The sequence below is a fragment of the Verrucomicrobiota bacterium genome (assembly GCA_016871675.1).
GTDB lineage: Bacteria > Verrucomicrobiota > Verrucomicrobiia > Limisphaerales > VHCN01 > VHCN01.
This window is the reverse complement of record VHCN01000019.1, coordinates 1-24,452: the sequence shown is the minus strand read 5'-3', so window position 1 is coordinate 24,452 and position 24,452 is coordinate 1. Positions and strand designations below refer to the sequence as shown.

Here is a 24,452-nt window from a genome sequence, read left to right as displayed (position 1 = left end):
AGGTCACCGGCCCTTCATCCGGGACATTCGAGCCCGTTTCATTTCCAAGTCCGCCTCGCGCTGCTTGAGGTCCTCGCGCTTGTCGAACTCCAGCTTTCCCTTTCCGACGCCGAGCCGGACCTTCACCTTGCCCTCCTTCCAATAGAGTGCGAGCGGCACGAGCGCATTGCCCTTCACCCGCGTGAGTTCGGCGAGCTTGCGGATTTCCTGCCGGCGCAACAGCAGTTTGCGTGGTGCCTTCGGCGCGTGGTTGAGCAGGTTGCCGTGGGAATACTCCTCGATGTGCGCGTTGAACAGCCAGACTTCGTCCGCGTCCACCCGCGCAAAGGCATCCCCAATCTGGCCGCGACCCGCGCGCAGCGACTTGACCTCCGTGCCCCGCAACACGAGGCCCGCCTCGTAAGTGTCCAGGATGTGAAAGTCGCGCCGCGCCTTCGGGTTGGTCACGATGTCGGCCATAAAAAAGCAGCCAGTCCCGATGCTTCGGGACTGGCCTGTGGACGGCGCTGAAAAACCACTCAGTGTTTCTTGCGCTTCTTGGCGGGCGCCGCGGCGGCCGGCGCCGGCTCGATCATCTCGAAAGCCATCTTCTCCTCGAGCAGCTCAATCAAGGCGATGTCCGCCAGGCCAAGGCCCGCAGTCTCGGCCATCAGCGGACGGCTGCCCGAGTTGAGCTGCCGCACGCGGCGGGAGATGTAATTGATCAGGATGTTGGGGTTGCCGACCTTGTCGAGGGCTCGTTTTGCCAGTTCGCTGTTCATGTTCGGGTTCGCTTCTCCGCCGAAGGAACGGTGAGAATATCGGGGTTCAGCATGGACGCAACTGGAAAAAACCGGAAACAACGGCCGGCCGCGCCGCGCTCCGGATTCACTCCGCCGCATCCTTCACGCCGAGCTTCTTCAAGGCCGCCGCCGCGTCACGCCTGGCTTCCTCGTCGTCCTTGTCGAGCGGTTCGAGCTTCAAAGCGGTTCGCAATGCTTCGATCGCCTCAGGCTTCTTCTTCAACGCCAGCAGCGCCCCAGCAAGGTGCAAGCGGTGGAGGATGCGCTTCGGCGCCAGTTCCACGGCGCGATGGAATCCGGCGCGCGCGTCCTCGAAGCTCGCCTTCGGCAACCCGCCGTAGACGGCCGCCGCGAGGGTGCGCGTGACGAAGTTCATGTTTGCCGACTCGAAGTGCCAGCGACCGAGCATGTGATGCGCGAGGTCGAGCGTCGGGTCGAGCGCGATGGCCCGCTCCGTTTCCTCCTTGAGCGCACGGGAGTAGTTCACCTTGGTCTGGTTGTCCACGTGCGGGAAATTCTTCGCGTAGCAGATGGACAGTGACAGGCGGGCCTTCGCGTGTTTCGGACCGGCCTCGACCGCCCGGCGCGCGGTGGCGAGGCACTTCGCCGCGAGCGCCTTCGCCTCGGGCTTCGACTTCGCCGCGAAGATCAGGTCGGAATGTTGCTTCGAGAGCCGGTAGAGCACCTCGGGATTGTTCGGAAACTTCGCGTCGGCGTCCTCGAGCGCCTGCGCCGCCGCGGTCGTGTCGCGGGCGCGGTCGAGCTCATCGGCGCGCTTGAGATAATCGTCGAGAGTCGGCGTGTCACAGATGCCACCGGGGCCGGATGCAGCCACCGCAAAATGCCCAGCGATGAGCAGTGCGGCCCAAGCGATTGAACGACGGGGTTTCATGAGAACAAATCCATCTGCGGCGAGGGCGCGATGGACTTGAGCCTCGCGCGGTCCTGCTCGCGGCGCGATGGGCGGACGTCCCCCTCGGGCGTGAGTTCGCTCTCCTCGAGGTTGCCGAGAATCACCTTCGCGCGCTCGATCACCTCGCGCGGCACGCCCGCGAGCCGCGCGACCTGGATGCCGTAGCTCTTGTCCGTGCCGCCCGCGACGATCTTGCGCAAGAAAACGATGGAGTCGCGCCACTCGCGAACGGCCACGTTGAAGTTCCGCACGCGACCGAGCTTTCCCGCGAGCTCGGTCAACTCGTGATAGTGCGTGGCGAAGAGGGACTTCGCGCCAACGGCGTTGTGCAGGTGCTCGACGATGCTCCACGCGAGCGAGAGCCCGTCGAACGTGCTCGTGCCGCGTCCGATCTCGTCGAGGATGATGAGGCTGCGCGGCGTGGCGTTGTTGAGGATGTTCGCCGTCTCGCTCATCTCCACCATGAACGTGCTCTGCCCGCGCGCGAGATCGTCGCTCGCGCCGATGCGCGTGAAGATGCGGTCCACGAGGTCCACACGCGCCGACGCCGCAGGGATGAAGCTGCCCGTGTGCGCGAGCAACGCGAGCAACGCCACCTGCCGGATGTAGGTGCTTTTGCCCGCCATGTTCGGCCCGGTGATCAACGCGATCTGGGGCGATTCCGTGGCAGCCGACGTCAGTCGGCTCTGGCTCTCATTCGCTTCGACCGGGGCGGACTGACGTCCGCTGCTCCCCAGCAAGGTGTCATTCGGCACGAAGCGTTCCTCCACGAGCGCCTGGTCGAGCACGGGATGCCGGCCGTCGCGGATCACGATGCGGCCCTCGTCGCCGACTTCGGGCCGGCAGTAGTTGAAGTGGCGCGCGGATTCGGCGAAGCCCGCGAGCGCATCGAGTTGCGCGAGCGCGCCCGCGGTCTGCTGGATGGCGCGCAGGCAGCCGAGCACCTGCTCGCGCACTTTCAGGAAGAGGTCGTATTCGAGCTTCGTCGCGCGCTCCTCGGCGCCGAGGATGCGCGACTCCATTTCCTTGAGCGCCGGCGTGAAGAACCGCTCGCCGTTCGCGACGGTCTGCTTGCGCACGTAATCAGCCGGCACCTTGTCGAGGTTCGACTTCGTCACCTCGATGTAGTAGCCGAAGACGGAATTGAATCGGACCTTCAGCGACGCAATGCCGGTGCGTGTGATCTCGTCCTGCTGCAGTTTCGCGATCCAATCCTTGCCGCCGCGCATCGCAGTGCGAAGTTCGTCGAGCGCGGCGTCGAAGCCGTCGCGGATGATGCCGCCTTCCTTCAACGCCAGCGGCGCATCCTCCATGATGGCCCGGCCGATCAGCTCGACGAGGGCGGGCATCTCCGTCACTTGCGAGGCGAGCCCGGCGACCGGGCTGGGCGGACGCGGTTCCGCCTGCGCCCCCCCCTCTTCGATCACGGCCGGCGTGGAACCCGGCCCTCCCACGCTGGCGAGCGTCTCCCGCAATCCCGGCAACTGCTCCAGCGCCATGCGCAGCGCGATCAGGTCGCGCGCGTTGCCGGTGCCCACCGAGAGCCGGCTGATCGTCCGCTCGAGGTCGCGCACGGCGGCGAGCTTCGCGCGGAATGCGTCGAGCGCCGCGGTGTGGTCGAGCCATGATTGCACGGCGTCCTGCCGGCGGTGGATGGGCTCGACGGCGGCGAGCGGTTGCGTGAGCCAGTCGCGCAGGCGGCGCGCGCCCATCGGCGTGACCGTCCGGTTGAGCGCGCCGAAGAGCGACGTGTTCCGCGGCGCGTCGCGATGCAGCGGCTCGAGGATTTCCAGATTGCGCAGCGTCGTGGCGTCGAGCACGAGGAAGTCACGGCACTGGTAAAACGACAGCCGCGTGAGGTGCTTCACGTCGCGCCGCAACTGCTGCGTGAGATAATGCAGCACCGCGCCCGCCGCGCCCGTGGCGGCAACGCGGTCCTTGAGGCCGAAGCCGTCGAGGGACGCGACCTTGAAGTGCTCACGCACCGTGAACACGGCCGTTTCCGGCGCGAAGGTCCAGTCGTCGTGCCCGACGAGGATGCGCGACGCGTGCTGCAACAGCGCGCGCAGCGATGCCGCCTCGCCGGGATGGATCACTTCCGTGGGCCGGAGCCGTTCGAGTTCCGTGAGCAGCTCCGCCTCGCTGCCGAGTTCGGTCGTCTTGAAGTCGCCGGTCGTGAGATCCACGCACGCGATGCCAAACATCGAGCCGACGGCGTGCACGGCGGCGAGGAAGTTGTTGCGCTCGGCCGTGAGCATCCGTTCATCGAAGTGCGTGCCGGGCGAGAGGATTTGCGTCACATCGCGCTTGACGAGCTTGCCGGGCTTGGCGTCCTCGAGCTGATCACAGATGGCGACCTTGCGGCCGGCGCGCAGGAGGCGCGCGATGTAGCCGTTGGCGGCGTGATGCGGCAGGCCGCACATCGGGATGGCCTGCCGGCGCGTGAGCGCGAGGTTGAGGATGCGCGCCCCTTCGACCGCGTCGTCGAAGAACATCTCGTAGAAGTCGCCAAGCCGGAACAGGAGCAGCGCGTCCTTGGGCAGCTCGGCCTTGATGCGGCGATACTGCGCCATCATGGGCGTAAGCTGGGCGTCGGCGGACATCGCGGGAGTTCTTAACGCAAAGCCGCGGAGCCGCAAAGGCACAAAGGTGCGGCGTCGAACCGTGAACTTTGAACTTTGAACCGGGAACCCGAGGAGCGAAGCTCACGCGCATGGCCACGCTGGTGTTCGACATTGAGACTTCACGACAGCCGCTGGAAAACTTTGACGAGGCGCAACGCGAGTATCTCTTCCGCGACGCCGAGAAGCTGCCCGAAGCCGAGCGCGCGGCCCGGCGCGAGGAGATCGAGCGGCAGTTCAATCTCTGGCCGCTCACCGCGCAGGTCGTCTGCATCGCGATGCTCAACGCCGAATCGCAGCGCGGGCAGGTGTTGTTCCTCGCCGAGGATTTCGAGGAGGACGCCGGGGCGGGCCCGGTGGAGTTCATGCCCTGCGCGGACGAGGCCGAGCTGCTGACCGCGTTCTGGGACGCCGCGAAACACTACCAGCACATTGTGACCTTCAACGGCCGCGGGTTTGATGTGCCGTTCCTCTACCTGCGCTCCGCCGTGCTCAACGTGCCGATTTCGAGGCGCGACTGGCTCGGCTACCGCTTCGCCACGGAACCGCACTGCGACCTCGCCGACCAGTTCACGTTCTACGGCGTGAGCGGACGCGACGGCGCGGCGCGGAAGTTCAACCTGGATTTCTATTGCAAGGCCTTCGGCATCGAGTCGCCCAAGAGCCACGGCGTGACGGGCATGGATGTGACGAACCTGCTGCGCGAGGGAAAGTTCAAGCAAATCGCCGACTACTGCCTGCGCGACGTGCAAGCCACCGTGCTGCTGCACAAGTTCTGGAAAGAACGCCTCGCGGGAGTGAAGTGACCGCGCCCGGGGCCGCCTCCGGGTTTGCTTTCGGGCACACGAACGCTGACTCTCCCTCGCATGAATCCACTTCCGCCCCTGCCGTGCGCCGCGCTGGCCGTGCTTTGGGGTTGGTCTGTCGCCTTCGCCGCCGAGGAACCGCTTTGGACCGCCAAGCCCCTCACCAAGCCCGGCGAGTTCACGCCCGGCATCGAGGGGCCGGCGTGCGACCGCGAGGGGAACATCTACGCGGTGAACTTCGCGAAGCAGCAGACCATCGGCCGCACCACGCCGGACGGGAAGTCCGAGGTCTTCATCACGCTGCCGGGCAAGAGCACGGGCAACGGCATCGTGTTCGACCGCGCGGGCATCATGTTCGTCGCGGATTACGTCGGGCACAACGTGCTGCAAATTGACCCGGTCACGAAGACCCTCAGCGTGTTCGCACACGAGCCGAGGATGAACCAGCCGAATGACCTCGCGCTCGCGCCCGACGGCACGCTCTGGGCGAGCGACCCGAATTGGAAGGAAAGCACCGGCCAGGTCTGGCGCATCGGCACCAACGGCAAGGTCACGCTCGCCGCGCCCGGCATGGGCACGAGCAACGGCATCGAGGTCAGCCCCGACGGCAAAACGCTCTACGTGAACGAGAGCGTCCAGCGCAACGTGTGGGCCTTCACCATCGCGGCCGATGGCACGCTCAAGGACAAGCGGCTGCTCAGGAAATTCGAGGACCACGGCTTTGACGGCATGCGCGCGGATGCCGACGGCAACCTCTTCATCACACGCTACGGCAAGGGCGTGGTGGCGGTCATGTCGCCCAAGGGCGAGGTGTTGCGCGAGGTGGACGTGCTGGGCAAGCAGCCGAGCAACATCTGCTTCGGCGGGCCGGATGGCCGCACGGCTTACGTGACGGAAGTGCAGCACACGCGGCTCGTGGCGTTTCGCACGGACAAGCCCGGGTTGGCGTGGGTGAAGGGGAGAAAATGAGCGACGAGGCGATGAAGGCCGGCTACATCGCGCGCAAGGAACGCTGGGCGCGGAAGATGGCCGGCCAGGAAAAGCCCGCCGTGCGCTCGTCGGACCGGTTGCCGCCGGGCCAGCGGCAGGTGCACAACTTCCCCGTGCTCGACCTCGGCATCCATCCGGACGTGCCGCCCGACAAATGGGAGCTGAAGATTCACGGCCACGTCGAAAACCCCGTCACGCTCTCGTGGCAGGACTTCATGGCGCTGCCGCAGTTCACGGACGTGAGCGACTTTCACTGCGTGACGACGTGGAGCCAGTTCGACATGGAGTTCAGCGGGGTGGCGTTCTTCACGCTCGCGGACCTCGTGCGGCCCAAGCCGGACGCGACGCACGTGTTCTTCAAGGGCTACGACGGCTACTCGACGAACAACCCGCTCGACGCGTGCCTCGACGACGACGTGCTCGTGGCGCATTCGTGGAACGGCAAGCCCATCCCGGTCGAGCACGGCGGCCCGGCACGCGTCATCCTCCCCAAGCGCTACGCGTGGAAGGGCGCGAAGTTCGTGAGCGAGATTGAGTTCCTCGACGAGGACAAGCCGGGTTTCTGGGAAGTGCGCGGCTACTCGAACACGGCGGACCCGTGGACGGAGGACAGGTTTTCGTGAAACGATCATCGTCTCCCGCGTCGTCGTAATCGAAGGACAATTCCCATGACACCGACAGAAGCCACCGAGCAAATCCGCAAAGCCTGCAACGCCATGACCGTGGAGATGATGAAGATCCTCCCCGCCTCGCGCGCGCTGGGCGACAAGGCGGTTCAGGACGAGATCATCAAGGCGCAGTTTGCGCTGACGACGAACGTGGAGATCATCAAGAAGCAGCTCAAGAAGCTGGAGGGGCAGGACACGAAGCTGATGTGAGGGCGCCGGCGCGCGGTCACTTCAAATGCTGCTCGAAGAGCTTGTAGGCCTTCTCGCGCATGGCATCGGGGAAGTCGTGGTCGCAGTCGGGATGCTCCACCATCAGGTTGTCCGGCTTGCCGTAGAGCTTGAACACCGGCGCCGCGGCTGCGGCCACGCGGTCCACACTGTCCCACTTGAAGTTCGAGTCCTTCATCGGCGCGCTGATGAAGACCACCCGCGGCGCGAGCGCGCCGATCATCTCGTGGAAGTCGAACGGGATTTCCTGCAGCCGGCCGGAGTAGTTCGCGAGCCGGAGCATGTAGCGCGTCTGGCACCAGCCGCGCTCGGGCTGCCAGTTCTTCGGGTCGCCGCCGTAGTAGTCGAGATACGAATCCAGTCCACAGCTCGACACGATGACCTTGATGCGGTCGTCGAAGACGGCGGTGTAAACCGAGTTGTGCCCGCCGAGCGAATGGCCGACGGCACCGAAGCCCTTGCGCGACGTGACGAACGGCAGCGATTCAAGCAGGTCCAGCCCGCGCATGTTGTCCCACACGGCCTTGAGCGTGCCGCTGTCCCAGCCGAGCAGCTTGATGTCGGGCTGGTAATTTGCCAGCAGCGGATACGACGGCGCGAGCGTGACGAAGCCGCGCCCGGCGAGCTCGGCCGCATACTGCCGGTTGGCCTTGCCGCCAAGCCCGACGACGACTTGGTGGCCGATGCGGTTGTCGGTCGGATGCGGACACAGCACTGCGGGCGCCTTTCTTTTTCCGGCAAGAACTTCCTTCGGGATGAGCAGGTAGGCCGGGACGCGGCAGCCCGGCTCGCTCGCGTAGCTGACGAGCCGGCGCACGTAGGTGCCGCAGTCCACTTCCTCGTCCACCTTCAAGTCCGGCGCGGCGCGCTTCTCCTTGCCGGGCAGTTTGCCCATGACGTCCTGCATGCCGGCAAGCACGGAGGCGCGGCGCTTCTGCCAGTCGCCGACGGACTTGACGGGCTTCACCTCGCCCGCGTGCGTGGCAAAGACGAGCAGATTCGTGCGGGGAAGCCGCGGCACGGGTTTCGCGGGTTCGGCGGCTTCAGCGCGCGCGGCGAACGCGAAGCCCGCGGCAAGCGCGAGCACGGGGCATTGGAGTTGGAAGTTCATCGAGTGATGACTCAGGCTCGCAAACCGGCGCGCCCCTGTCACGGCTTGAGTTCCGAGGCCGCGCACGGCCCGCTTGCGGGCCCTCGACGCGCTCTGATAGTGTCCATCGCGATGACGCCGAGTTTGGAGCGACACGTTTCCGCCGACACGCCGGGCCTCGCGGGGGTGACACCGGCCCCGGGCGCTGTTCACCCGTGGCGTCCTTCGTGTCACGACATTTTCGAGTCCAGGTGAACATCCGAGCCGACGTGGCGGAATGGCAGACGCAGGGGACTTAAAATCCCCCGGCCTTTGCGGGTCGTGCGGGTTCAAGTCCCGCCGTCGGCACTCTCCGCGGGAGCAGCGCCATGGCCGAGCCCACGCCTCAATTCACTCACTTGTGCGACCGGTGCGGCCGTCCGCTGGATTCCGCCGAGGTGCGGTTCGTCGCGCGCATCCAGGTTTTCGCCAGCCCGGGGCCGCTGGCCGTCTCGCACGGTGAACTCACCACGAGCCATCGGGATGAAATCGCCGCGCTCCTCCGCCAGTGCGAGGGCATGACCGAGGAGGAGTTGATGAAGGACGTGTTCGTCGAGTTCAAGTTTGACCTGTGCCTCCGGTGCCAGCGGGATTACATCGCCAACCCGATGCCCGTCGTCGAGGGAGCGAAGTAGCACCGCCATGAATCCACACCCGCATCCGCCGCCCGGCTGGTCCCGGCGCGCATTCGTCGGGGCGACTTCGGCTGCCTCGCTTGCGCTCGCGGCGGGGGGCGCGGAGCAGCCGCCGTCCGCGGCCCGCAAGAAGGTCGCGCTCATCGGCACGCACGTGCAGAAGTTCTCGCACGCGCAACACTTCCTCGACCGGCTGCTCGAAGGCTACGGCTGGCAGGGGCGCCACCATCATCCCGCGCTCGAACTGGCCGGGCTTTACATCGACCAGTTCCCCGCGTCAGACCTTGCGCGCGAGCGCAGCGCGCGGTTTGGAGTGAAGCTCCAGCCCACGGTCGCCGACGCGCTCACGCTCGGCACCGGGCGGCTCGCCGTGGACGGCGTGCTCATCATCGGCGAGCACGGCGACTACCCGCGCAACGAGAAGGGGCAGGTGCTCTACCCGCGCTACAAGTGGTTCAAGGAAATCGTGCGCGTCTTCGAGGCGAGCAACCGCGCGGTGCCGGTCTTCAACGACAAGCACCTGTCCACCGAATGGCGCGAGGCGGTCGAGATGGTCGAGGACGCGCGCCGGCTCAAATTCGCGTTCATCGCCGGCTCGTCGCTGCCCGTCACGTGGCGCCTGCCCGCGCTCGAACTGCCGCTGGACGCGCCGCTCACCGAGAGCGTCTGCGTCTGCTACGGCGGCGTGGATTCGTATGACTTCCACGGCTTCGAGACGACGCAGTGCATGGCCGAGCGGCGCCAGGGCGGCGAGACCGGCGTGCGCTCGATGCAGGCGCTCAAGGGCGAGACGGCGTGGGAAGTCCTCGACGCAACGGGCCGCGAAGGCACGCGCCGGCTGCTGCTCGCCGCGCTTTGCCGCAGCGATGCGGTGAGCGCGCCCGCCGGCTACACCTTCGCCGAACCGACGCTGGACCGGGTGCGGCAGGGCTCGCCGAACTTCACGGTTTTCCTCGCCGAGCACGCCGATGGATTTCGCAGCACGGTGTTCCTGCTCAACGGCACGGTCGAGGCGGTGGCCTTTCGCGACCAGCGCACGCGCACGTCGCTGTGGACCGACCGGTTCGCGCGCGACTTCACCTGGGCCGGACTCGAGCGCGGCGGCCGCGTCCACTCGGCGAAGTTCCACCTGCCCATGCCGCCCTACAACACGACGCTTGCGGACTTCTTCAACCCGCTCATGCACCACGTCGAGACGACGATTCAGACCGGGCGCGCGCCGTATCCGGTCGAGCGCACGCTGCTCACGACGGGCATGACCGCGGCCGGACTCGACTCGCTGCACCGCGGCGGCGAGCGCCTCGCGACACCGTGGATGAACGTCGCCTACAAAGCCCCGGGGGAATCGCACTTCTGGAGGGCCTGATGCGCGACCTGAAGAAGATCACGTTCCTGCTTGGCGAGTTTTCGTTGCAGAGTCCGGCGCAACAAATCCTCGACCGGTTCCTCCTCGGTTACCCGCGCGACGGCGGATGGCGAACATTCCCCGGCACGAAATGCTTCGTCGCTGCAAGTCGCAGCATCGGCGACGCGGAACTGACGCGTCGCGTGCGCGACCACGGAGTGACGCGGATCACGGATGAACTCGGCCACTTCGCCACGTCCGACGCGGTCATCATCATCCCGACGACGCCCGGCGCGAAGCATGGCCCGGAACTCCCGGTCCGCACGGCAAGCGCGATCCGGGCGCGCGTCGGCACCTGCTTCATCTACGGTCCCTTGGCCGACGACTTCGAATCGGCGCGCCTCTCCGGGCGCAGCGCTGCAGCGTCGCGCACCAGCCTCCTCTCCGGGACCTGGGTGCCCGTCGCCCCGCGACTGCCGCAGGTGGACGTTCCCCCCGGCGCGCCGCTGAAAGAGGCGCTCGTCGTCGTGCAAGGCCCGAAGCCGGCCGCGGAGCTGCACGGACTCGACCTCGCGCTTGCCCTCGTCGAACGCCGGCGCGGCGGCGAGGCGGGGATTGACACCGTTCGCACGTTTGCCGGCGAGGATGTCTGGCGCGACAGCGAACGGCGCGCGTGGTCCTGGCCGCTGCTTGCCGCTGCGCTTTCGCGCTCGAACTCGCCGCAGGGCGACGCGCTCAAGGATGCCCGGACGCAGGACCTCGCCGGCCTCGGCCTCGTGCCCAAGCTCGCGCGTGAGCCGCGCGGCGTCTCGATCTTCCACAAGGACGGCCTCCGCACGACCGTGCTCGTGCTCGACGGCGTCGTGGCGGACATCAACTTCGCCGTGCAATTGCGCTCCGGGGAAATCCTCTCGGCTCAAGTCCTGCGCGGCCCGTCCCCGGCGGAGAATCACTACAGCCGGCTTGTCGCAGCCATGGATGATTTCTTTCGCACCGGCAAGCCGCCGTGGCCCGCATCGCGAGGGGTGCTGCTTTCCGACCTGGTGGCGCGACTGATGGCGGGGTGACGCCCCGCCCTTGCCCGGCGCCCGCTCCTCCGCCATCGTCCGCCCGTGCCGACTGTCACCAGCCTCTACGTGCACGTGCCGTTTTGCGCGCACAAGTGCGAGTATTGCGCCTTTTACTCGGCGCCGCCGTCGGGCGACGTGACAAACCGCTATGTCGCGGCGCTTGTGCGCGAGATGGGATTGGTCGCGCATGAACTCAAGCCGCAGACCGTTTTCTTCGGCGGCGGCACACCGTCGCTCCTGAACCTCGCGCAATGGCGGCGAATCCTCGAGGCGATGCAGCGACTTAACCTGCTCGGCGCCGGCGAGTGGACGGTGGAGTGCAATCCCGCGACCGTGTCCGACGACAAGGCGAAGCTGCTGCGCGATTTCGGCGTGAACCGCGTTTCGATGGGCGTTCAGTCGCTCGACGAGCAGCTCCTTGACCGCCTCGGGCGCCTCCACTCGCGCGGGCAGGTCTTCAAGTCCTTCGACACGCTGCGCGCCGCGGGCTTCGACAACGTGAACGTGGACCTCATGTTCGCCATCCCCGGCCAGACGATGGAGACCTGGCAGTCCACCCTGCGCGAAGCCGCGGCGCTGGGCAGCGAACATCTCTCCTGCTACGAGGTCATTTACGAGCAGGACACGCCGCTCTTCGCACAGTTGCAGGCGGGCGAGTTCGACGTGGATGAGGAACTCGCCGAGGCGATGTATGAGGAACTGCTCCGCGCGGCGGACCGGGCGGGGTTTGCGCAGTATGAGGTGGCGAACTTCGGGAAGCACCCGGGCGGAGTGCTGGACGCGGCGGGTGGCATCCCGGCGCGCGCCTGCCGGCACAACGTGAACTACTGGCGCGGCGGCGCGTATCACGGCCTCGGCCCGAGCGCGGCGGGTTACGTGGATGGCGTGCGCACGAAGAACTGGTCCAACACGCAGCTCTACTGCGAGCAACTCGAGAAAGGCGCGCGCGCCATCGAGTCGAGCGAGCAACTGCCGCCGCTGCGGCGCGCGGGAGAGACGGCCGCGTTCGGCTTGCGAATGAACGCGGGCTGGCCGTTCGACGAGTTCGAGCGCACGACGGGCTTCGACCTGCGACGCGAATGGCGCGCGGAGATGGATGAACTGATTTCCGGCGGGTTGGCGGAGTCAGACGCGAGGCGCTTTCACCTCACGCGCATGGGGATGCGCTTTGCCGATCACGCGGCGGCCGTTCTGCTACGCTGAGGCCGCTGCGGGCGCCGGGGCCGCGAGCTTCGCGTAAATCGAATCCACGATTTTCTTCGCGAGGCCGGGCTTGTCCCGGAGCGCGTTCACGGCGGCGTCCTTCCCCTGGCCGATGAGGTCGCCGTCGAATTGGAGCCAGGCGCCCTTCTTCTCCACCACGCCCTTGTCGATGCCAACCTCGAGGATGCTGCCTTCCTTGTTGATGCCGTGGTTGAACATGATGTCGAACTCGGCCTCGGCGAACGGCGGGGCGACCTTGTTCTTCACGACCTTCACACGCACGTGGCTGCCGATGGCCGCGCCCGTGGCGTCCTTGATCGCATCGCGCCTGCGAATGTCCATGCGCACGCTCGCGTAGAACTTCAGCGCCTTGCCACCGGGCGTGGTCTCGGGATTCCCGAACATGACGCCGACCTTTTCGCGCATCTGGTTTGTGAAGAGGCAGGTGGTCTTGGCCTTGGCGAGGATGGCGGTGAGCTTGCGCAACGCCTGCGACATGAGGCGCGCCTGCATGCCCATCGTGGCCATGCCCATCTCGCCCTCGAGCTCGGCCTTGGGCACCAGCGCTGCGACGGAGTCCACCACGATGACGTCGAGCGCGTTGGAGCGTGCGAGCGTCTCGCAGATCGTCAGCGCCTCCTCGCCGCTGTCGGGTTGTGAGACGAGCAGGTCGTCGAGGTTAACGCCGAGCTTCTTCGCGTAGACCGGGTCGAGCGCGTGCTCGGCGTCGATGAACGCCGCAAGGCCGCCGCCTTTCTGCGCGTTGGCGATGATGTGAAGCATGAGCGTGGTCTTGCCGCTGGACTCGGGGCCGAAGATCTCCACGACGCGCCCGCGGGGCACGCCACCCACGCCCAGCGCGAGGTCGAGCGCGAGCGCCCCGGACGGAATGATCTCCATTTTGCGCTGCGACTGTGCGTCGCCGAGCCGCATGATCGAGCCCTCTCCGTAGGCCTTGGTGATGGTGGAGATGGCAGACTCGAGCTCGCGCGCGCGCGCCGCGGACTGCTTGGCGGCATCGGCGGCCTTCGTGTCTGCGGCGGGTTTATCGGGAGATTTGTCGGCGGGTTTTGGGGGCATAGGCGCGGGGAGATTTTTGATGCGCGCCCGTGATAGAGAAGCCCCGGGGGCAAGTCAATGTCGCAGTCGCGTCGGTTTCGTTGCCATCGGTCGGGGTTTTGGTTTACCCAGCCGCTGCCCCTCCCCGCCCACGGAATCGAGACCTGCCCAGTTCGCTGCTGCTCGCACTGTGACAGCTTCTTGGGTCGCTCAGATTGGCGTTGCCAGCCGCCCTGCTTGCGAATATTTACCCCACACCATATCCCGCCGCAATGAACACGCCGCCGATGAACGACGCCGAAGTCCGCCGCTGGAACATGCTCTGCCACCTTACCGCACTGCTCGGCTTGATCATCCCCGTCGGCGGAAACATCGTCGGCCCGCTCGTCATCTGGCAGCTCAAGAAGAACGAAATCCCCTCCACGGACCTCCACGGGAAGGCTGCCGTGAATTTTCAAATCACCGTCTCACTTGCCATGCTCGCCATGGGCGTCATCACCATGATCTCGTTCTTCCTCTGCATCGGCTGGCTCATCGCGCCCCTGTTCCTCGTGATCTGGTGGGGCGGACTGATTCTCTCGACGATCGCGGGCATCCAGGCGAATGACGGCAAGGATTTCAAGTATCCGTGGAGCTTGAAAATCATCCCGTGACCCGCCCCTTGCGAGCCGGGGCGCGACCCCCTACCGCCCCAACTCCGGCAACTCCATGAACGCGTAGCAGAGCATGTGGCAGATGCCCATCTGTGCGTCCTCCGCGCGGCCGTAGTGCCCGTCCCGGACGACGATCGTCTCCTTCGCGATTTCCGCAAGCTTGCCGCGCTTGGCACCGACGAGCGCGACCGTGTGCAACCCGTTCGCATTCGCCCACTCGATGGCCTTCACACAATTCGGCGAACTCCCGCTCACACTCAACGTCATCGCCACGTCGCCCGCACGCCCGTAATTCATTAACTGGCGTGAGAACACCTCATCATAGGCGTAATCATTGCCCAGCGCCGTCAACCAACTCACATTGTCGTTGAGCGAAAGCACGCGAAACCGCCTGCCCAGCTTGTCCGACGAACCCTTGCCCAGATCGGTGGCGAAGTGCGACGCATTCGCCGCGCTGCCCCCGTTGCCAAACACAAAAAGCTGGCGATCCTCCCGCCACGCCGCGCGCAACCGCCCGATCAATGCCACCACCGCCTCCTGCGGGATGGAGTCCAGCGCCGCCTTCTGAGCCGTTACGTAGTTTGAAACCCAGTCGTTCACGTTCGATTTTCAATTCTCAATTTCCATTCGCCAATTGCAAATTGGAAATCGGAAATCCTCCTCATCACTTGACGCCCCGCAGCCCCATCCATATCGTCCCACTCATCGGACGGTGGCCATAGCTCAATGGTAGAGTCCAAGCTTGTGGAGCTTGTTGTTGCGGGTTCGAATCCCGTTGGCCACCCCACTCCCAGTGGTCCACTCCCCCACCTGTTTCGATTCGTCTCGTGTGGTGCTTCGATCGTGCAGGCACCGCGTGTCAGTTCCCTCCTGATTCAGGCACCCGATTGTCTCTGGACGATCTCCTACTAATCCGACCGACAAGCTGGAGTAATACCGAAAGCCGATTTGAACAAACCATTTGACGCCCCGTCGAACACCTGTCACTAATAATAGCAAGTTAAGACACGAATTTCGGGCAAGTAAGTCGGTGATCGTTCTTTGAAGCCCAACAAGTTTTGGTTCCGGTGAGCACAGCCGGTTCCGGAAGTCCCCGATACCCCCTGTGTGCTGATTCCGAAAACTCCCCGGGTCAGAGCGACCACCCTCTGGTTGCCTGACCCGGTTTTTTTTTGCCAACCACAGTCGTGCCCGGAGACAGGGAACATCGGTGTCCACCCGCGGTCTATTCATCGTTTCCCTAGGTGCCGGTCGAGAAACTCATACGCCGCCTGACGCGCCTCCTCCGGGAAGGAATGTGGTGTCCTCGGATACCGAGCGTCGATGTTTCCATCGGCTCGGTGCAACGCGTAAATCGCGCGCGCCGCCGCCATCACTTCGCGCACACCTCCGGCGTCGAAATCATTGTCAAACTCCGCAGCACAGGCCAGGAACGGGCGCGGCGCCAGCGCAGCCACCACCTCCGGAAAATCAAACGGCACCTTCGCCGGATCGTTGCCGAACAGGGTCCCGATGCGCGGCATGTAGCGCGGACCCGACCAGCTCGGCATGTCGTCCTTGGTGAATGTGGTGAAGCCGCAACTGGACACGACCACCCGCAGGCGCGGTTCAAACGCGGCCGTGAAAATGGCGTTGTGCCCGCCCAGCGAGTGACCGATCACGCCGATGCGCTCTGCGTCCACACCAGGGAGGGACTCAAGCAGGTCCACCGCGCGCACGTTGTCCCAGACGGCCTTGATCGATCCGCTGGCGTAATGACGGCCCGATCCGGACGCAAAATCGAATTTGGAATCACCGAAGCCGGGGTAGTCGGGCGCGAGCGTCACAAAACCGCGGCGTGCGAGGTGCAGCGCGTAGTGCAAGGTGGGATCACCCGCAAGACCGGCCGGTTCGGCCTTGCCGGCCTGCGTGGTCTGTTGCAGGCAAAGGACAGCCGGCATCCTCGCGCCAACGTCGGTTCCCGGGAGGAACAGATACGCGGCCACACGGTCGGACACGTCGCTTTGAAAGCTCAGCTTGCGCCGGACGAGTCCGCCTTCGAGCGTCACTTCCTCGTAAACTTTCACGTCGAGCGGCACGCGCGTGGCGGGGTTGGGCAAGGACCCCATCACCCGTTCCATGTGGGCGAGCGTGTGCCGACGCCGCGCCTCCCAGTCGCCTGCGGACTTCGCGGTGAACATCCCCCCGTCAGTCCCGGCGACTTGAAGGAGCGCGAAGTGATTCGTGTAAGCCGGCGGCGGCGCCGCCGGCTCGAACCGGCCGACTGGAAATCCACGCGCGTAACTCACGACGAAAACGCCGTCGCCCGTCACGTAGCGCACTTCATCACGGCGCTCGAAATCGGAAGGCGTCCGTCGCTCGACCGCCTCGGGGCTCGTGGTGAGCAACCAACGGCCCGCGACATGGCCGGGGATCAGCGTGCGATTCCCCAGCGAGTGGCCCGCGCTGGTGAAGACCTTGCCGTCGAGCCGCGCCTTCGTCACCCACTCGGCGGTGAAATCCAGGCCCGCGCGCTTCATGTTCGCGGCCAGTTCGATCGCGTCCGCAAAGGGGCACGTCGTGTCCTCGTCTCCGTGCACCGAGATGATTTTCGTCCTGTTGCCGAGCCGCTTCATCTCCGCGAGGTGCGCCGGATGGCCGGCGAATCGAATCTCCTGCGCGCCGGGCGCGAGGAAGCTTGCGCTCGCCGGATCGCGGCTCCAACGCGCATCGAGTGAGCTGCCGCCGGGGATGTTGAACGCGATGTCGTCGCTCAGTTTCTTCATCCCGCACATGTCCACGACACATGCGAACGTGCGCGGCGCGAGCTTGTTCGCCATGAGCGTGACGTTGCCGCCGCCGGATCCGCCCGTGGCGAATATGCGGCCGCGCGCGAACGGAACCTTCGCGGAATCGAGCTCGCTGAACACGAACCACAGCGCCCGCAGCGCGTCGAGCCCTTGAAGCCAGCCGAAGTCGTAAGGCTCGCGGTCGTCCATGGACTCCTTCTTTCCGCTCTGGAGGTAGTTCACGCAGACCGCGATCACGTCGAACTCCCGCGCGAGCGACTGCGGGCTCGCGGTGCCGACGCAGTCCGTCCCGCCCCAATTGTGCAGCGTGAGGAAGACGCCGGTGCGGGGGCCGACGTTGGCGCGCGCGCCGCCGGGATAATGCACGAGCACGCGGACCTCGCGCGGCCCGGGCCGCGCGGGCCATTCCTGCGCGGGGATCATCACGGGCCCGTCGCGCTCGGGGAGCTTTGGCCAGACGGGTTCGGCCGCGTGAATCACCAGCGCCACGGCAAGGGCGAACCCGGAGGCAACGCGGGGCACGACTCCGTTGCGGGAAGGAAAGTGCGCGCGCATCGTGTCCAATTTCAGACCAGACTTCATGGCGACCTCTTCACCAGTTCAACGCGATCGCCGCGAGCCCGCCGAGCGCTCCGAGCGCCCACACCACGGCCACCGCCTTCGCCTTGCCCAAGCCGCGCCGCACGAGCCGGTGAGAGATGTGGTTTGTGTCGCCAATCCAGAACGGCATGCGCGCGCGCGCGCGAATCCAGACCACGCACACCAAATCGCCGAGCGGCACCGCGAGCACCAGCAACGGCGAGAGCACGGCGAGCGGCCGCGGCGATCCCGCCGAGTAGAAGTGCGGCAGAATGGCCAGCACCGCGAGCAGGTAGCCGACGAGGTGCGCGCCCGAGTCGCCGATGAAGACGCTCGCCTTCGGGAAGTTGAACGGGAGAAATCCGAGCAGCGCGCCGCTCACGAGGAACGCGAGCAACGCCACCAGATACTGCCCGTGTATCGCCGCGATCGCGCCGAGGCAGGCCGCCGCGATCACGCCCAGCCCGCCGCAAAGGCCGTTCATGTTGTCGAGGAAGTTCATCGCGTTCGCCAGCGTGACGATCCACAGGATGGTGACGGCGTAGCTGAACGCCACGCTCGGCACGAACAGCGTAATCCGCACGCCCGCCGCCGCGACCAGCGCGGCGATGGCGAACTGCCCCGCGAACTTCGTCCGCGCCCGAAGCTCGTGTTTGTCATCCAGCCAGCCGAGCACGAGCATTCCGAGCGCGCCCGCGAAGATCGCCGCAAGCTGGACCGCGCGCCGCTCGAAACCGTGCTCGAGCCTTCCGGACAAGGCGGTTTCCGCGCCCAGCCAGCCCGCCTTCACCACCACAAACGCGCCAAGCAGCGGGATCACCAATCCCGTGAACACCGCCAGCCCGCCTGCCAGCGACGTGGGCTGGTCGTGCCCTTTCCGGTGCCCGGGGTCATCCACGAGGCCCGCGCGCAGACTCCACGCGCGCCACAGCGGCATGGACGCGAGCGTCGCGGCGAAGGCGCCGACGAACGCGAGCAAATAAGCGCCGACGGGAAAGTTCATGGGATTGCCGGTTGCCGGTTGCCGGTTGCCGGTTGCGGAAGCGCGAGTCGCAAGTAGAGGGCGTGCAGTTCATCCACCATGCGCTCGACGGTGAATTCGGATTTGACCAGTTCGCGGCCGCGCGCGCCGAGCCGCGCGCGGAGTTCGTCGCTCTCGCACAGTAGCGCGAGCTTGGATGCGACCGTCTCGCGCTCGCCCGCGGGCACGAGGAAACCCGTCCCGCCATCGAGGCACACCTCGCGCGCGCCGTCGCAGTCGTAGGCCACCACGGGTTTGCCGGCGGCGAGCGCCTGCGGCAGCGCGCGCGCCAGCCCTTCGCGAGTCGAGAGGTGCGCCACCGCATCCATCACGCCCGTGAAGCGCGGCACGTCCGCGGGCGGGATGAGCCCGGCGAAGGTGACGCGTCCGGCAAGCCCGAGTTGCCGGGCGCGTGCTTCCAGCCGTGCGCGCCAGGGGCCGCCGCCGACGAGCAGGAGTTTGACCCGCGGGCACCGGGCCAGAAGTCCGGGGGCGAGGTCGAACAAGTCATCGTGCCCCTTGAGTTCCGTGAGCCGGGCGATCATGCCGACGACGAAGTCTCCGGGGGCGAGGCCGAGCCGGGCGCGCAGTCGCGGGTCGTTGGTCGCGGCGAGGAAGGGCGCGAGATCGAAGCCGCTCACGATGCGCGTGAACTGCTCCGGCCTCCCGATGCCCGCGGCGAGGTATTGGCGCGACATCGCGTCGGCCACGCTGACAAAGTGCGTGGTGGCCCGGGCCGCGTATCGTTCGGCGGACTTGAATGCGAGGTTGGCAAACGCGCCCTGCCACGGGCCGAACGACGGGCCGTGAATGGTGTGGATGATCACCGGCACGCCCGCGCGTCTCGCCGCGGACCGGCCGAGAATCCCGGCCTTCCCGCTGTGCGTGTGGACGATGTCGGGTTTCGTCTCGCGAAAAATGTTCGTGAGGTGTCGAAGCGCCAGCCAGTCGCTCGCGGGGGAGACGGGGCGGACGAGTTCCGGGACGAGGGTGAGCAGGCCGGGCACGGCGCTGGCCTGGGATTCGAGCGAGCCTTCGGGTCCGGTGGTGGGGCCGGAGATGAGCCGGACGTCCAGCCCGGGTTTCGCGCGCAGGCCGAGGACGCTTGCGAGGGTGTTTTCTTGCGCGCCGCCGAGAATCAGGCGTGTGATGACGTGGGTGACGCGCATCGCCGCGGGTTCATTTGCCGGTGGCTTGGAGCTGTTTGAGGCGTTCGGTGGCGCGGACGGCGTCGGGCGCGCCGGGTGAAGCGACCTGGATCCCGCGCTCAAAATGCCGGCGCGCGGCCGCGGGCTGGTCGCGCTTGAGCGCAATCTCCGCCAGGCCGAAGTGCCCCGCCGGCATCGCGGGCGCTATTCGCGCAAGCTCGGCGTAGTCGCGCCCGGCGGCATCGAGGCGGCCGGCCGTGAAGTGAACGAGGCCGCGGTTGATGAGTGCGTTGACATTTGAGGGTTGGATGGCGAGCGCGCGGTCGAGGGCCGTGAGGGCGCGTTCAGGCAGGTTTAACCGGGCGAAGAGCGAGCCGAGATTCGAGAGCGCCCGGACGTCGTCGGGGGTGACTTGCAGGAGCGTCTCGAGCGTGGCCGCGGCGTTGGTGAGCTGGTTGGCAAACATCTGCACCTGGAAGAGCGATTCCAGCACGGCCGTATTCCGCGGTTGCAAGGTCCGCGCGCGGGCGAGCAGCGCCTCGGCGGCTGTAAAGTTGGTGCGCTGCAATTGCGCGAGCCCGTCGAGGCGGAGCAGCATCGCCTCGTTCGCGGCCACCTCGCCGCGAAACTCTGCCGAGGCGCGGAGCGCGCGGAGTTCGGCATCGACCGCGTCCGTGCGATGCGCCTGCAGCAGGGACTCGGCGATGGTGTAGCGGACGGCGAAGCTCCCCGGGTGGAGCGCCCGTGCGCGGGCAAGTTGGTGGAGGGCCTGCCGTTGGAGGGCGGTGGATTGAAAGGCGCGGCCAAGTTGGAAGGCGAGCTCGGGCTCGTCCACGGGGCCGTGGGCGGTGAAGAGTGAGATCCACGCGCCGCTTTCGCGGATGAGTTCGGAGGATCTTGCGGTGAAGTTCGTGCCGACGGGCTTGCCGGCGCGCAGCGCCTCGTTGACCCCCAGATTCAGCCGCGCCGCCGGGTTGGTGTTGAGCTGCACGCAGGCGGCGAAGGCCTGCCCGGCGGTTTCGAGGGCGGCGGCGCGTTGCAATTCCACGCCCCAGAAGTTGAGCGCGGCGGAGTAGAAGCCTCCCAGCGCGGGGCCAGCGACCGACTTGCCGGACGGCGCGCGGCGCAGCGCGGCGAACCCCGGCATCGCGGCTTTCCACAAGGCTTGGTTCGCGGCGATTTCCTCCGCAGTGGCGGGCGGCGGGGTCATCACGCCGGGCGCGTAGGGGCGCAAGTCGAACACGACGCCGCGCGGGACGAGATGGTGCGTCTCGAGCAACGGCGTGGCCCAGCACGGGTGGAGATAGAGCAGGGGCTGCTTCGCGCTGACGGCGCCGAGCCGCTGCGTCCACTCCACGGCTGACAACGAGTTTGTCCGGGGCACGGCAGCCGCGACCTCGGGCCACAGGCCGGGGTGTTTTCGCGCAAGTTTGCGATGATACGAAACGCGCGGCAGCCAGCGCATGTCCACCAACACCGGCGCCGCTGCGCGCGGGTCGGCGACCGCAGCCTGCAACATCAGCAGGTCCGGCCGGTCGCTGAGCAGCACGGCGCCTTGCGGCAGCACGGCGGCGCCCATCCCGGCGAAGTCGCGAAGCGCGAGCCCGTTCTGTGCGCGGAGGTCGCCGAGGTTTCGCTGCGCGAGCATCAGGGGCACGGCGACGACCGCCACGCACACGGCGGCGGCGCAAAGATGGTTGAGCGCGCGAAGCGGCAGCGCTTCCTTGCGCCACGAACCCTGGCCGTCCGGGCTCGCGACGAGCAGCAGGAAATGCCCGGCAAAGTTCCCGACGGCGAGCGCGCCCAGCAGCGAGAAAGTCAAAAACGGAACTCCAAGCCCCAGCGCGCGGGTGCCGAAATCCGGATCAAACGCCACCCACACGCCGACCGCCAGGAACACCGCCTGCACGACACGCAGGAGCAAGCCCGTGATCGCCGTGCCCGCGGCGCTCGTGTCGCCCGAGGCCGTGGACCACCGCACGGTCATCAACAGCGCCGGCACGACCGTCACAAGCGCAAGCAGCAACGCGCGCGACCGCGGGAAACCGAGCAACTGGTTCTTTTGCGTGCCGAGCTCGATGCGAATCAACTCAAGAAATGTCCCGACGTTGTCCGGGTCGCGCAGGATCAACCACGGCGGGATCAGGTAGAGCAACAACCCCGGCAGTCCGCAGCCGAGCATCGTCTGCAGGAATCGGCCGTCGAGCACGGCGCGCCCCTTCAGCACGACGAGCGCCCCGAGCGCGAGCGGGAAAAAACCGACCAGCGCGTAGTTGTCGGCCGCGCCTAACCCGTAAAGCAGGGCAAACTGGAACAGCCACGAATCCTTCCGCGTGAGCCGGAACTCCAGCAGGCACCGGACAAGCGCGACGAAGATCAGCAGGCCCAGCATCTCGCCCGTCGCGGCGGTCGCGTGTTCCCAGAACGTGAATTGAAAACCGAGCACCGCGACCGCGAGCACGGGCGGAATCCAGCGCAGCCGGACGTCGAGCAAGGCGTGCTCGTTGCGCGCGCGCTGCCGCTGTTCGCGCGTGCGGTCGCAGGGGAAGATGGCGACCGACCGCGCCAGCAACGCGAGCGTGAGCGCCGCGCAAACCGCGGCAAGGACATTGAGCGCGAGGGGTTGCGCACCCGGCGGCAGCCAGCGAACCGGGGCGGAGACCAGGTGGAAGAGCGGCTTGACCAGCGTGGGTTCCCACCAGTTCCAACCCGTCACCGTTGCGACCACGGGCAGGCTGGCGAATGTGACCCAAGGCGAGAGCGTCGCCAGATACAGCGCCAGCGCGGCCGCACCGAGAATCCACGGCAGTCGCGCGCAGACAAATCCGGCGGGCGATGTGGAGCGCTCTTCCATGCGTGCGACGATGAAAGTTGAGACCATCCGCGCGGGAGGCACAAGCGGATTGTCAGGCGCGCGATTCCGGGCCGCCGGTCGACTCAAACGCAGGACCGTCGCGGGGTTTTCCCGTTTGCAACACCTCTGTGGTTGGCGTAGTAATCACGTCCCGCTTCGGCGGGCGTGAATGAATCCGGCAGTCGAAATCTACGACACGACCCTGCGCGATGGCTCGCAGGGCGAGGGCATCAACTTCTCAGTCGCGGACAAGCTCCGCCTCGCCGAGCGCCTTGACGCCTTCGGCATTCACTACATCGAGGGCGGCTGGCCCGGCAGCAACCCGAAGGACATCGAGTTTTTCGCGCAGGCGAAGCGCCGCAGATTCCGCAACGCGAGGCTCGCCGCGTTCGGCTCCACGCGCCGCAAGGGCGTGAGGGTCGAGCGCGACGAACAGGTGCGCCTGCTGCTCGACGCGGGCACGAAGGTCGTTACGATCTTCGGCAAGACGTCGATGCTGCACGTGAAGGAAGTGCTGCGCTGCTCGCCCGACGAAAACCTCGGCATGATCGCCGACACCGTGCGCTTCTTGAAAGACCACGGGAAGTTCGTCATCTACGATGCGGAGCATTGCTTCGACGGCTACAAACTCGACCGCGATTACGCCATCGCGACGTGGCGGGCCGCGGAGAAGGCCGGTGCGGACGTGGTCGTCCTGTGCGACACGAACGGTGGCTGTCTTCCAACCGACATCGCCGCAGTCACGCGCGACGCGATAGGCAACCTGACCTGCAAGGTTGGCATCCACTCGCACGACGACATCGGCGTGGGCGTGGCCAACGCGCTCGCGTCCATCGAAACCGGTGCGACGCACGTGCAGGGCACCATCAACGGCTACGGCGAGCGCACGGGCAATTGCAACCTCACGAGTGTGCTGCCGTGCCTGCAACTCAAGATGAGATTGCGCTGCCTGCCCGACGCCTCGATGCGCAAGCTCAAGGACTTGTCGCAGTTCGTGGACGAGGTCGCCAACCTCCGCCACAACCCGCGCCAGCCGTGGGTCGGCCCGACGGCCTTTGCGCACAAGGGCGGCACGCACGTGAACGCCGTGCAAAAGGTCGCCGCGAGTTACGAGCACATTGACCCCGCGCTCGTCGGCAATGCGCGCACCGTGCTCATCAGCGACCTTGCCGGCCGCAGCAACATCGTCCTCAAGGCGCGCGAGCTCGGCCTCAAGCTCACGAACGACACGCCCGAACTGCGGCAGATTCTCGACACCATCAAGCAGCGCGAACACGAGGGCTTCGAATACGAGGCCGCCGAGGCTTCCCTTGCGCTGCTCATCCGCGGCATCCTCGATCACAAGCCCCAATTGCTCTTCACCGTGGACGCCTACCACGTCTCGATGCGCCGCGACGCAAAGGAATCCGTGTGCGAAGCGACGGTGAGGGTGCGCGTCGGCGACGTGGTGCATCATACGGTCTCCGAGGGCGACGGCCCGGTGAACGCGCTCGACGGCGCGCTCCGCACCGCGCTGGCGAAGTCTTTTCCGCAGCTCAAGCGCGTGACGCTGACCGACTACAAGGTCCGCATCCTCGACGGGGTGGCCGGCACCGGCGCGAAGACCCGCGTGCTCATCACCTCCACCGACGGCCGGCGCGAGTGGGGCACCGTGGGCGTGAGCGAGAACATCATCGAGGCAAGCCTGCAAGCGCTCGTGGACTCGATGGAGTTCGCGCTGCTGAAGAAGTGATTTCAAAACCACGAAGACGCAAAGACCACACAGAACCCGACTCGCTGTGAACCTTCGTGCACTTCGTGCCTTTGTGGTTTTCCTCCCATGACCGAGATTACCAAAGCCTACGAACCGCAGTCCGTGGAGGACAAATGGTATGACTTCTGGGTGAAGCAAGGCTGCTTCACTGCCGACCCGGCGCGCGTCAGCGAGAAGCGCCCGGCGTATTCCATCGTCATCCCGCC

General features: G+C 66.5%; 21 protein-coding genes and 2 tRNA genes. 12 read left to right on the top strand and 11 right to left on the bottom strand.

All coding sequences use genetic code 11. The features are described 5' to 3' along the window. Positions 1-3: 3 nt before the first annotated feature. From smpB to mutS, 4 genes are all read right to left on the bottom strand, one after another. Positions 4-459, bottom strand: coding sequence for an SsrA-binding protein SmpB (smpB, locus tag FJ386_06325; GenBank protein ID MBM3876319.1), 456 nt, complete (start codon positions 457-459; stop codon positions 4-6). Positions 460-518: 59 nt separating this feature from the next. Further along, positions 519-761, bottom strand: a complete 243-nt coding sequence (locus FJ386_06320) for a DNA-directed RNA polymerase subunit omega (GenBank protein ID MBM3876318.1) — start codon at positions 759-761, stop codon at positions 519-521. Between the two features lie 106 nt (positions 762-867). Further along, complete coding sequence (locus FJ386_06315) at positions 868-1,674, bottom strand: hypothetical protein (GenBank protein ID MBM3876317.1); 807 nt, start codon at positions 1,672-1,674, stop codon at positions 868-870. Then, the gene (gene mutS, locus FJ386_06310) at positions 1,671-4,271 is read right to left on the bottom strand and encodes a DNA mismatch repair protein MutS (protein MBM3876316.1); all 2,601 of its coding nucleotides are present in this window, start codon (positions 4,269-4,271) and stop codon (positions 1,671-1,673) included. The genes FJ386_06315 and mutS overlap by 4 nt, the downstream gene beginning before the upstream one ends. 137 nt (positions 4,272-4,408) lie before the next feature. On the opposite strand from mutS, the gene FJ386_06305 reads away from it, so the two are divergent. From FJ386_06305 to FJ386_06290, 4 genes are read left to right on the top strand one after another with little or no spacing between them, the layout of a single operon-like run. Then, positions 4,409-5,122 (top strand): hypothetical protein, encoded by a 714-nt coding sequence (locus FJ386_06305; protein MBM3876315.1) that lies wholly within the window; start codon positions 4,409-4,411, stop codon positions 5,120-5,122. A gap of 60 nt (positions 5,123-5,182) precedes the next feature. Next, positions 5,183-6,091 (top strand): SMP-30/gluconolactonase/LRE family protein, encoded by a 909-nt coding sequence (locus tag FJ386_06300; GenBank protein MBM3876314.1) that lies wholly within the window; start codon positions 5,183-5,185, stop codon positions 6,089-6,091. 11 nt (positions 6,092-6,102) lie between these two features. Continuing rightward, positions 6,103-6,735 (top strand): sulfite oxidase-like oxidoreductase, encoded by a 633-nt coding sequence (locus FJ386_06295; protein ID MBM3876313.1) that lies wholly within the window; start codon positions 6,103-6,105, stop codon positions 6,733-6,735. A 45-nt stretch (positions 6,736-6,780) separates the two neighbouring features. Beyond that, on the top strand, positions 6,781-6,990 hold the full coding sequence (locus tag FJ386_06290; GenBank protein ID MBM3876312.1) for a hypothetical protein: 210 nt from the start codon (positions 6,781-6,783) through the stop codon (positions 6,988-6,990). Between the two features lie 16 nt (positions 6,991-7,006). On the opposite strand, the gene FJ386_06285 is transcribed toward FJ386_06290, so the two are convergent. Next, positions 7,007-8,119 carry an alpha/beta hydrolase gene (locus FJ386_06285; GenBank protein MBM3876311.1) on the bottom strand — a complete coding sequence of 371 codons (1,113 nt, stop codon included), beginning with the start codon at positions 8,117-8,119 and terminating at the stop codon, positions 7,007-7,009. Between the two features lie 242 nt (positions 8,120-8,361). On the opposite strand from FJ386_06285, the gene FJ386_06280 reads away from it, so the two are divergent. The 5 genes from FJ386_06280 to hemW all read left to right on the top strand — a co-directional run bounded on the left by FJ386_06280 (position 8,362) and on the right by hemW (position 12,390). After that, positions 8,362-8,446 (top strand) — tRNA-Leu (locus FJ386_06280). Positions 8,447-8,466: 20 nt separating this feature from the next. Next, positions 8,467-8,772, top strand: coding sequence for a hypothetical protein (locus FJ386_06275; protein MBM3876310.1), 306 nt, complete (start codon positions 8,467-8,469; stop codon positions 8,770-8,772). A 142-nt stretch (positions 8,773-8,914) separates the two neighbouring features. Beyond that, the gene (locus tag FJ386_06270; protein ID MBM3876309.1) at positions 8,915-10,138 is read left to right on the top strand and encodes a hypothetical protein; all 1,224 of its coding nucleotides are present in this window, start codon (positions 8,915-8,917) and stop codon (positions 10,136-10,138) included. Continuing rightward, positions 10,138-11,184, top strand: a complete 1,047-nt coding sequence (locus tag FJ386_06265) for a hypothetical protein (protein MBM3876308.1) — start codon at positions 10,138-10,140, stop codon at positions 11,182-11,184. The genes FJ386_06270 and FJ386_06265 overlap by 1 nt, the downstream gene beginning before the upstream one ends. A gap of 45 nt (positions 11,185-11,229) precedes the next feature. Beyond that, entirely contained in the window at positions 11,230-12,390 is a 1,161-nt protein-coding gene (hemW, locus tag FJ386_06260; GenBank protein ID MBM3876307.1) for a radical SAM family heme chaperone HemW, read from the top strand. Here the strand turns inward: hemW and recA are convergent. Then, the gene (recA, locus tag FJ386_06255) at positions 12,382-13,470 is read right to left on the bottom strand and encodes a recombinase RecA (GenBank protein ID MBM3876306.1); all 1,089 of its coding nucleotides are present in this window, start codon (positions 13,468-13,470) and stop codon (positions 12,382-12,384) included. The genes hemW and recA overlap by 9 nt on opposite strands. A 251-nt stretch (positions 13,471-13,721) precedes the next feature. Between recA and FJ386_06250 the strand changes: the two genes are divergently transcribed. After that, positions 13,722-14,102, top strand: a complete 381-nt coding sequence (locus tag FJ386_06250) for a DUF4870 domain-containing protein (GenBank protein ID MBM3876305.1) — start codon at positions 13,722-13,724, stop codon at positions 14,100-14,102. A gap of 30 nt (positions 14,103-14,132) precedes the next feature. On the opposite strand, the gene FJ386_06245 is transcribed toward FJ386_06250, so the two are convergent. After that, positions 14,133-14,702: an SIS domain-containing protein gene (locus tag FJ386_06245; GenBank protein MBM3876304.1), complete on the bottom strand. Its 570-nt coding sequence runs from the start codon at positions 14,700-14,702 to the stop codon at positions 14,133-14,135. A gap of 112 nt (positions 14,703-14,814) precedes the next feature. Here FJ386_06245 and FJ386_06240 point away from each other — a divergent pair. Next, a tRNA-His gene (locus FJ386_06240) sits at positions 14,815-14,889 on the top strand. Between the two features lie 442 nt (positions 14,890-15,331). Here the strand turns inward: FJ386_06240 and FJ386_06235 are convergent. The 4 genes from FJ386_06235 to FJ386_06220 are packed head-to-tail and all read right to left on the bottom strand — an operon-like array spanning position 15,332 to position 22,520. Continuing rightward, positions 15,332-17,473, bottom strand: a complete 2,142-nt coding sequence (locus FJ386_06235) for a DUF2920 family protein (GenBank protein ID MBM3876303.1) — start codon at positions 17,471-17,473, stop codon at positions 15,332-15,334. A gap of 10 nt (positions 17,474-17,483) precedes the next feature. Beyond that, positions 17,484-18,473: an undecaprenyl/decaprenyl-phosphate alpha-N-acetylglucosaminyl 1-phosphate transferase gene (locus tag FJ386_06230; protein ID MBM3876302.1), complete on the bottom strand. Its 990-nt coding sequence runs from the start codon at positions 18,471-18,473 to the stop codon at positions 17,484-17,486. Continuing rightward, complete coding sequence (locus tag FJ386_06225; GenBank protein ID MBM3876301.1) at positions 18,470-19,660, bottom strand: glycosyltransferase family 4 protein; 1,191 nt, start codon at positions 19,658-19,660, stop codon at positions 18,470-18,472. Before FJ386_06225 ends, FJ386_06230 begins: the two co-directional genes overlap by 4 nt. Positions 19,661-19,670: 10 nt before the next feature. Beyond that, complete coding sequence (locus FJ386_06220) at positions 19,671-22,520, bottom strand: tetratricopeptide repeat protein (GenBank protein ID MBM3876300.1); 2,850 nt, start codon at positions 22,518-22,520, stop codon at positions 19,671-19,673. A 142-nt stretch (positions 22,521-22,662) separates the two neighbouring features. Here FJ386_06220 and FJ386_06215 point away from each other — a divergent pair, with 142 nt between their 5' ends. Next, the gene (locus FJ386_06215; protein MBM3876299.1) at positions 22,663-24,225 is read left to right on the top strand and encodes a citramalate synthase; all 1,563 of its coding nucleotides are present in this window, start codon (positions 22,663-22,665) and stop codon (positions 24,223-24,225) included. Positions 24,226-24,452: the final 227 nt, after the last annotated feature.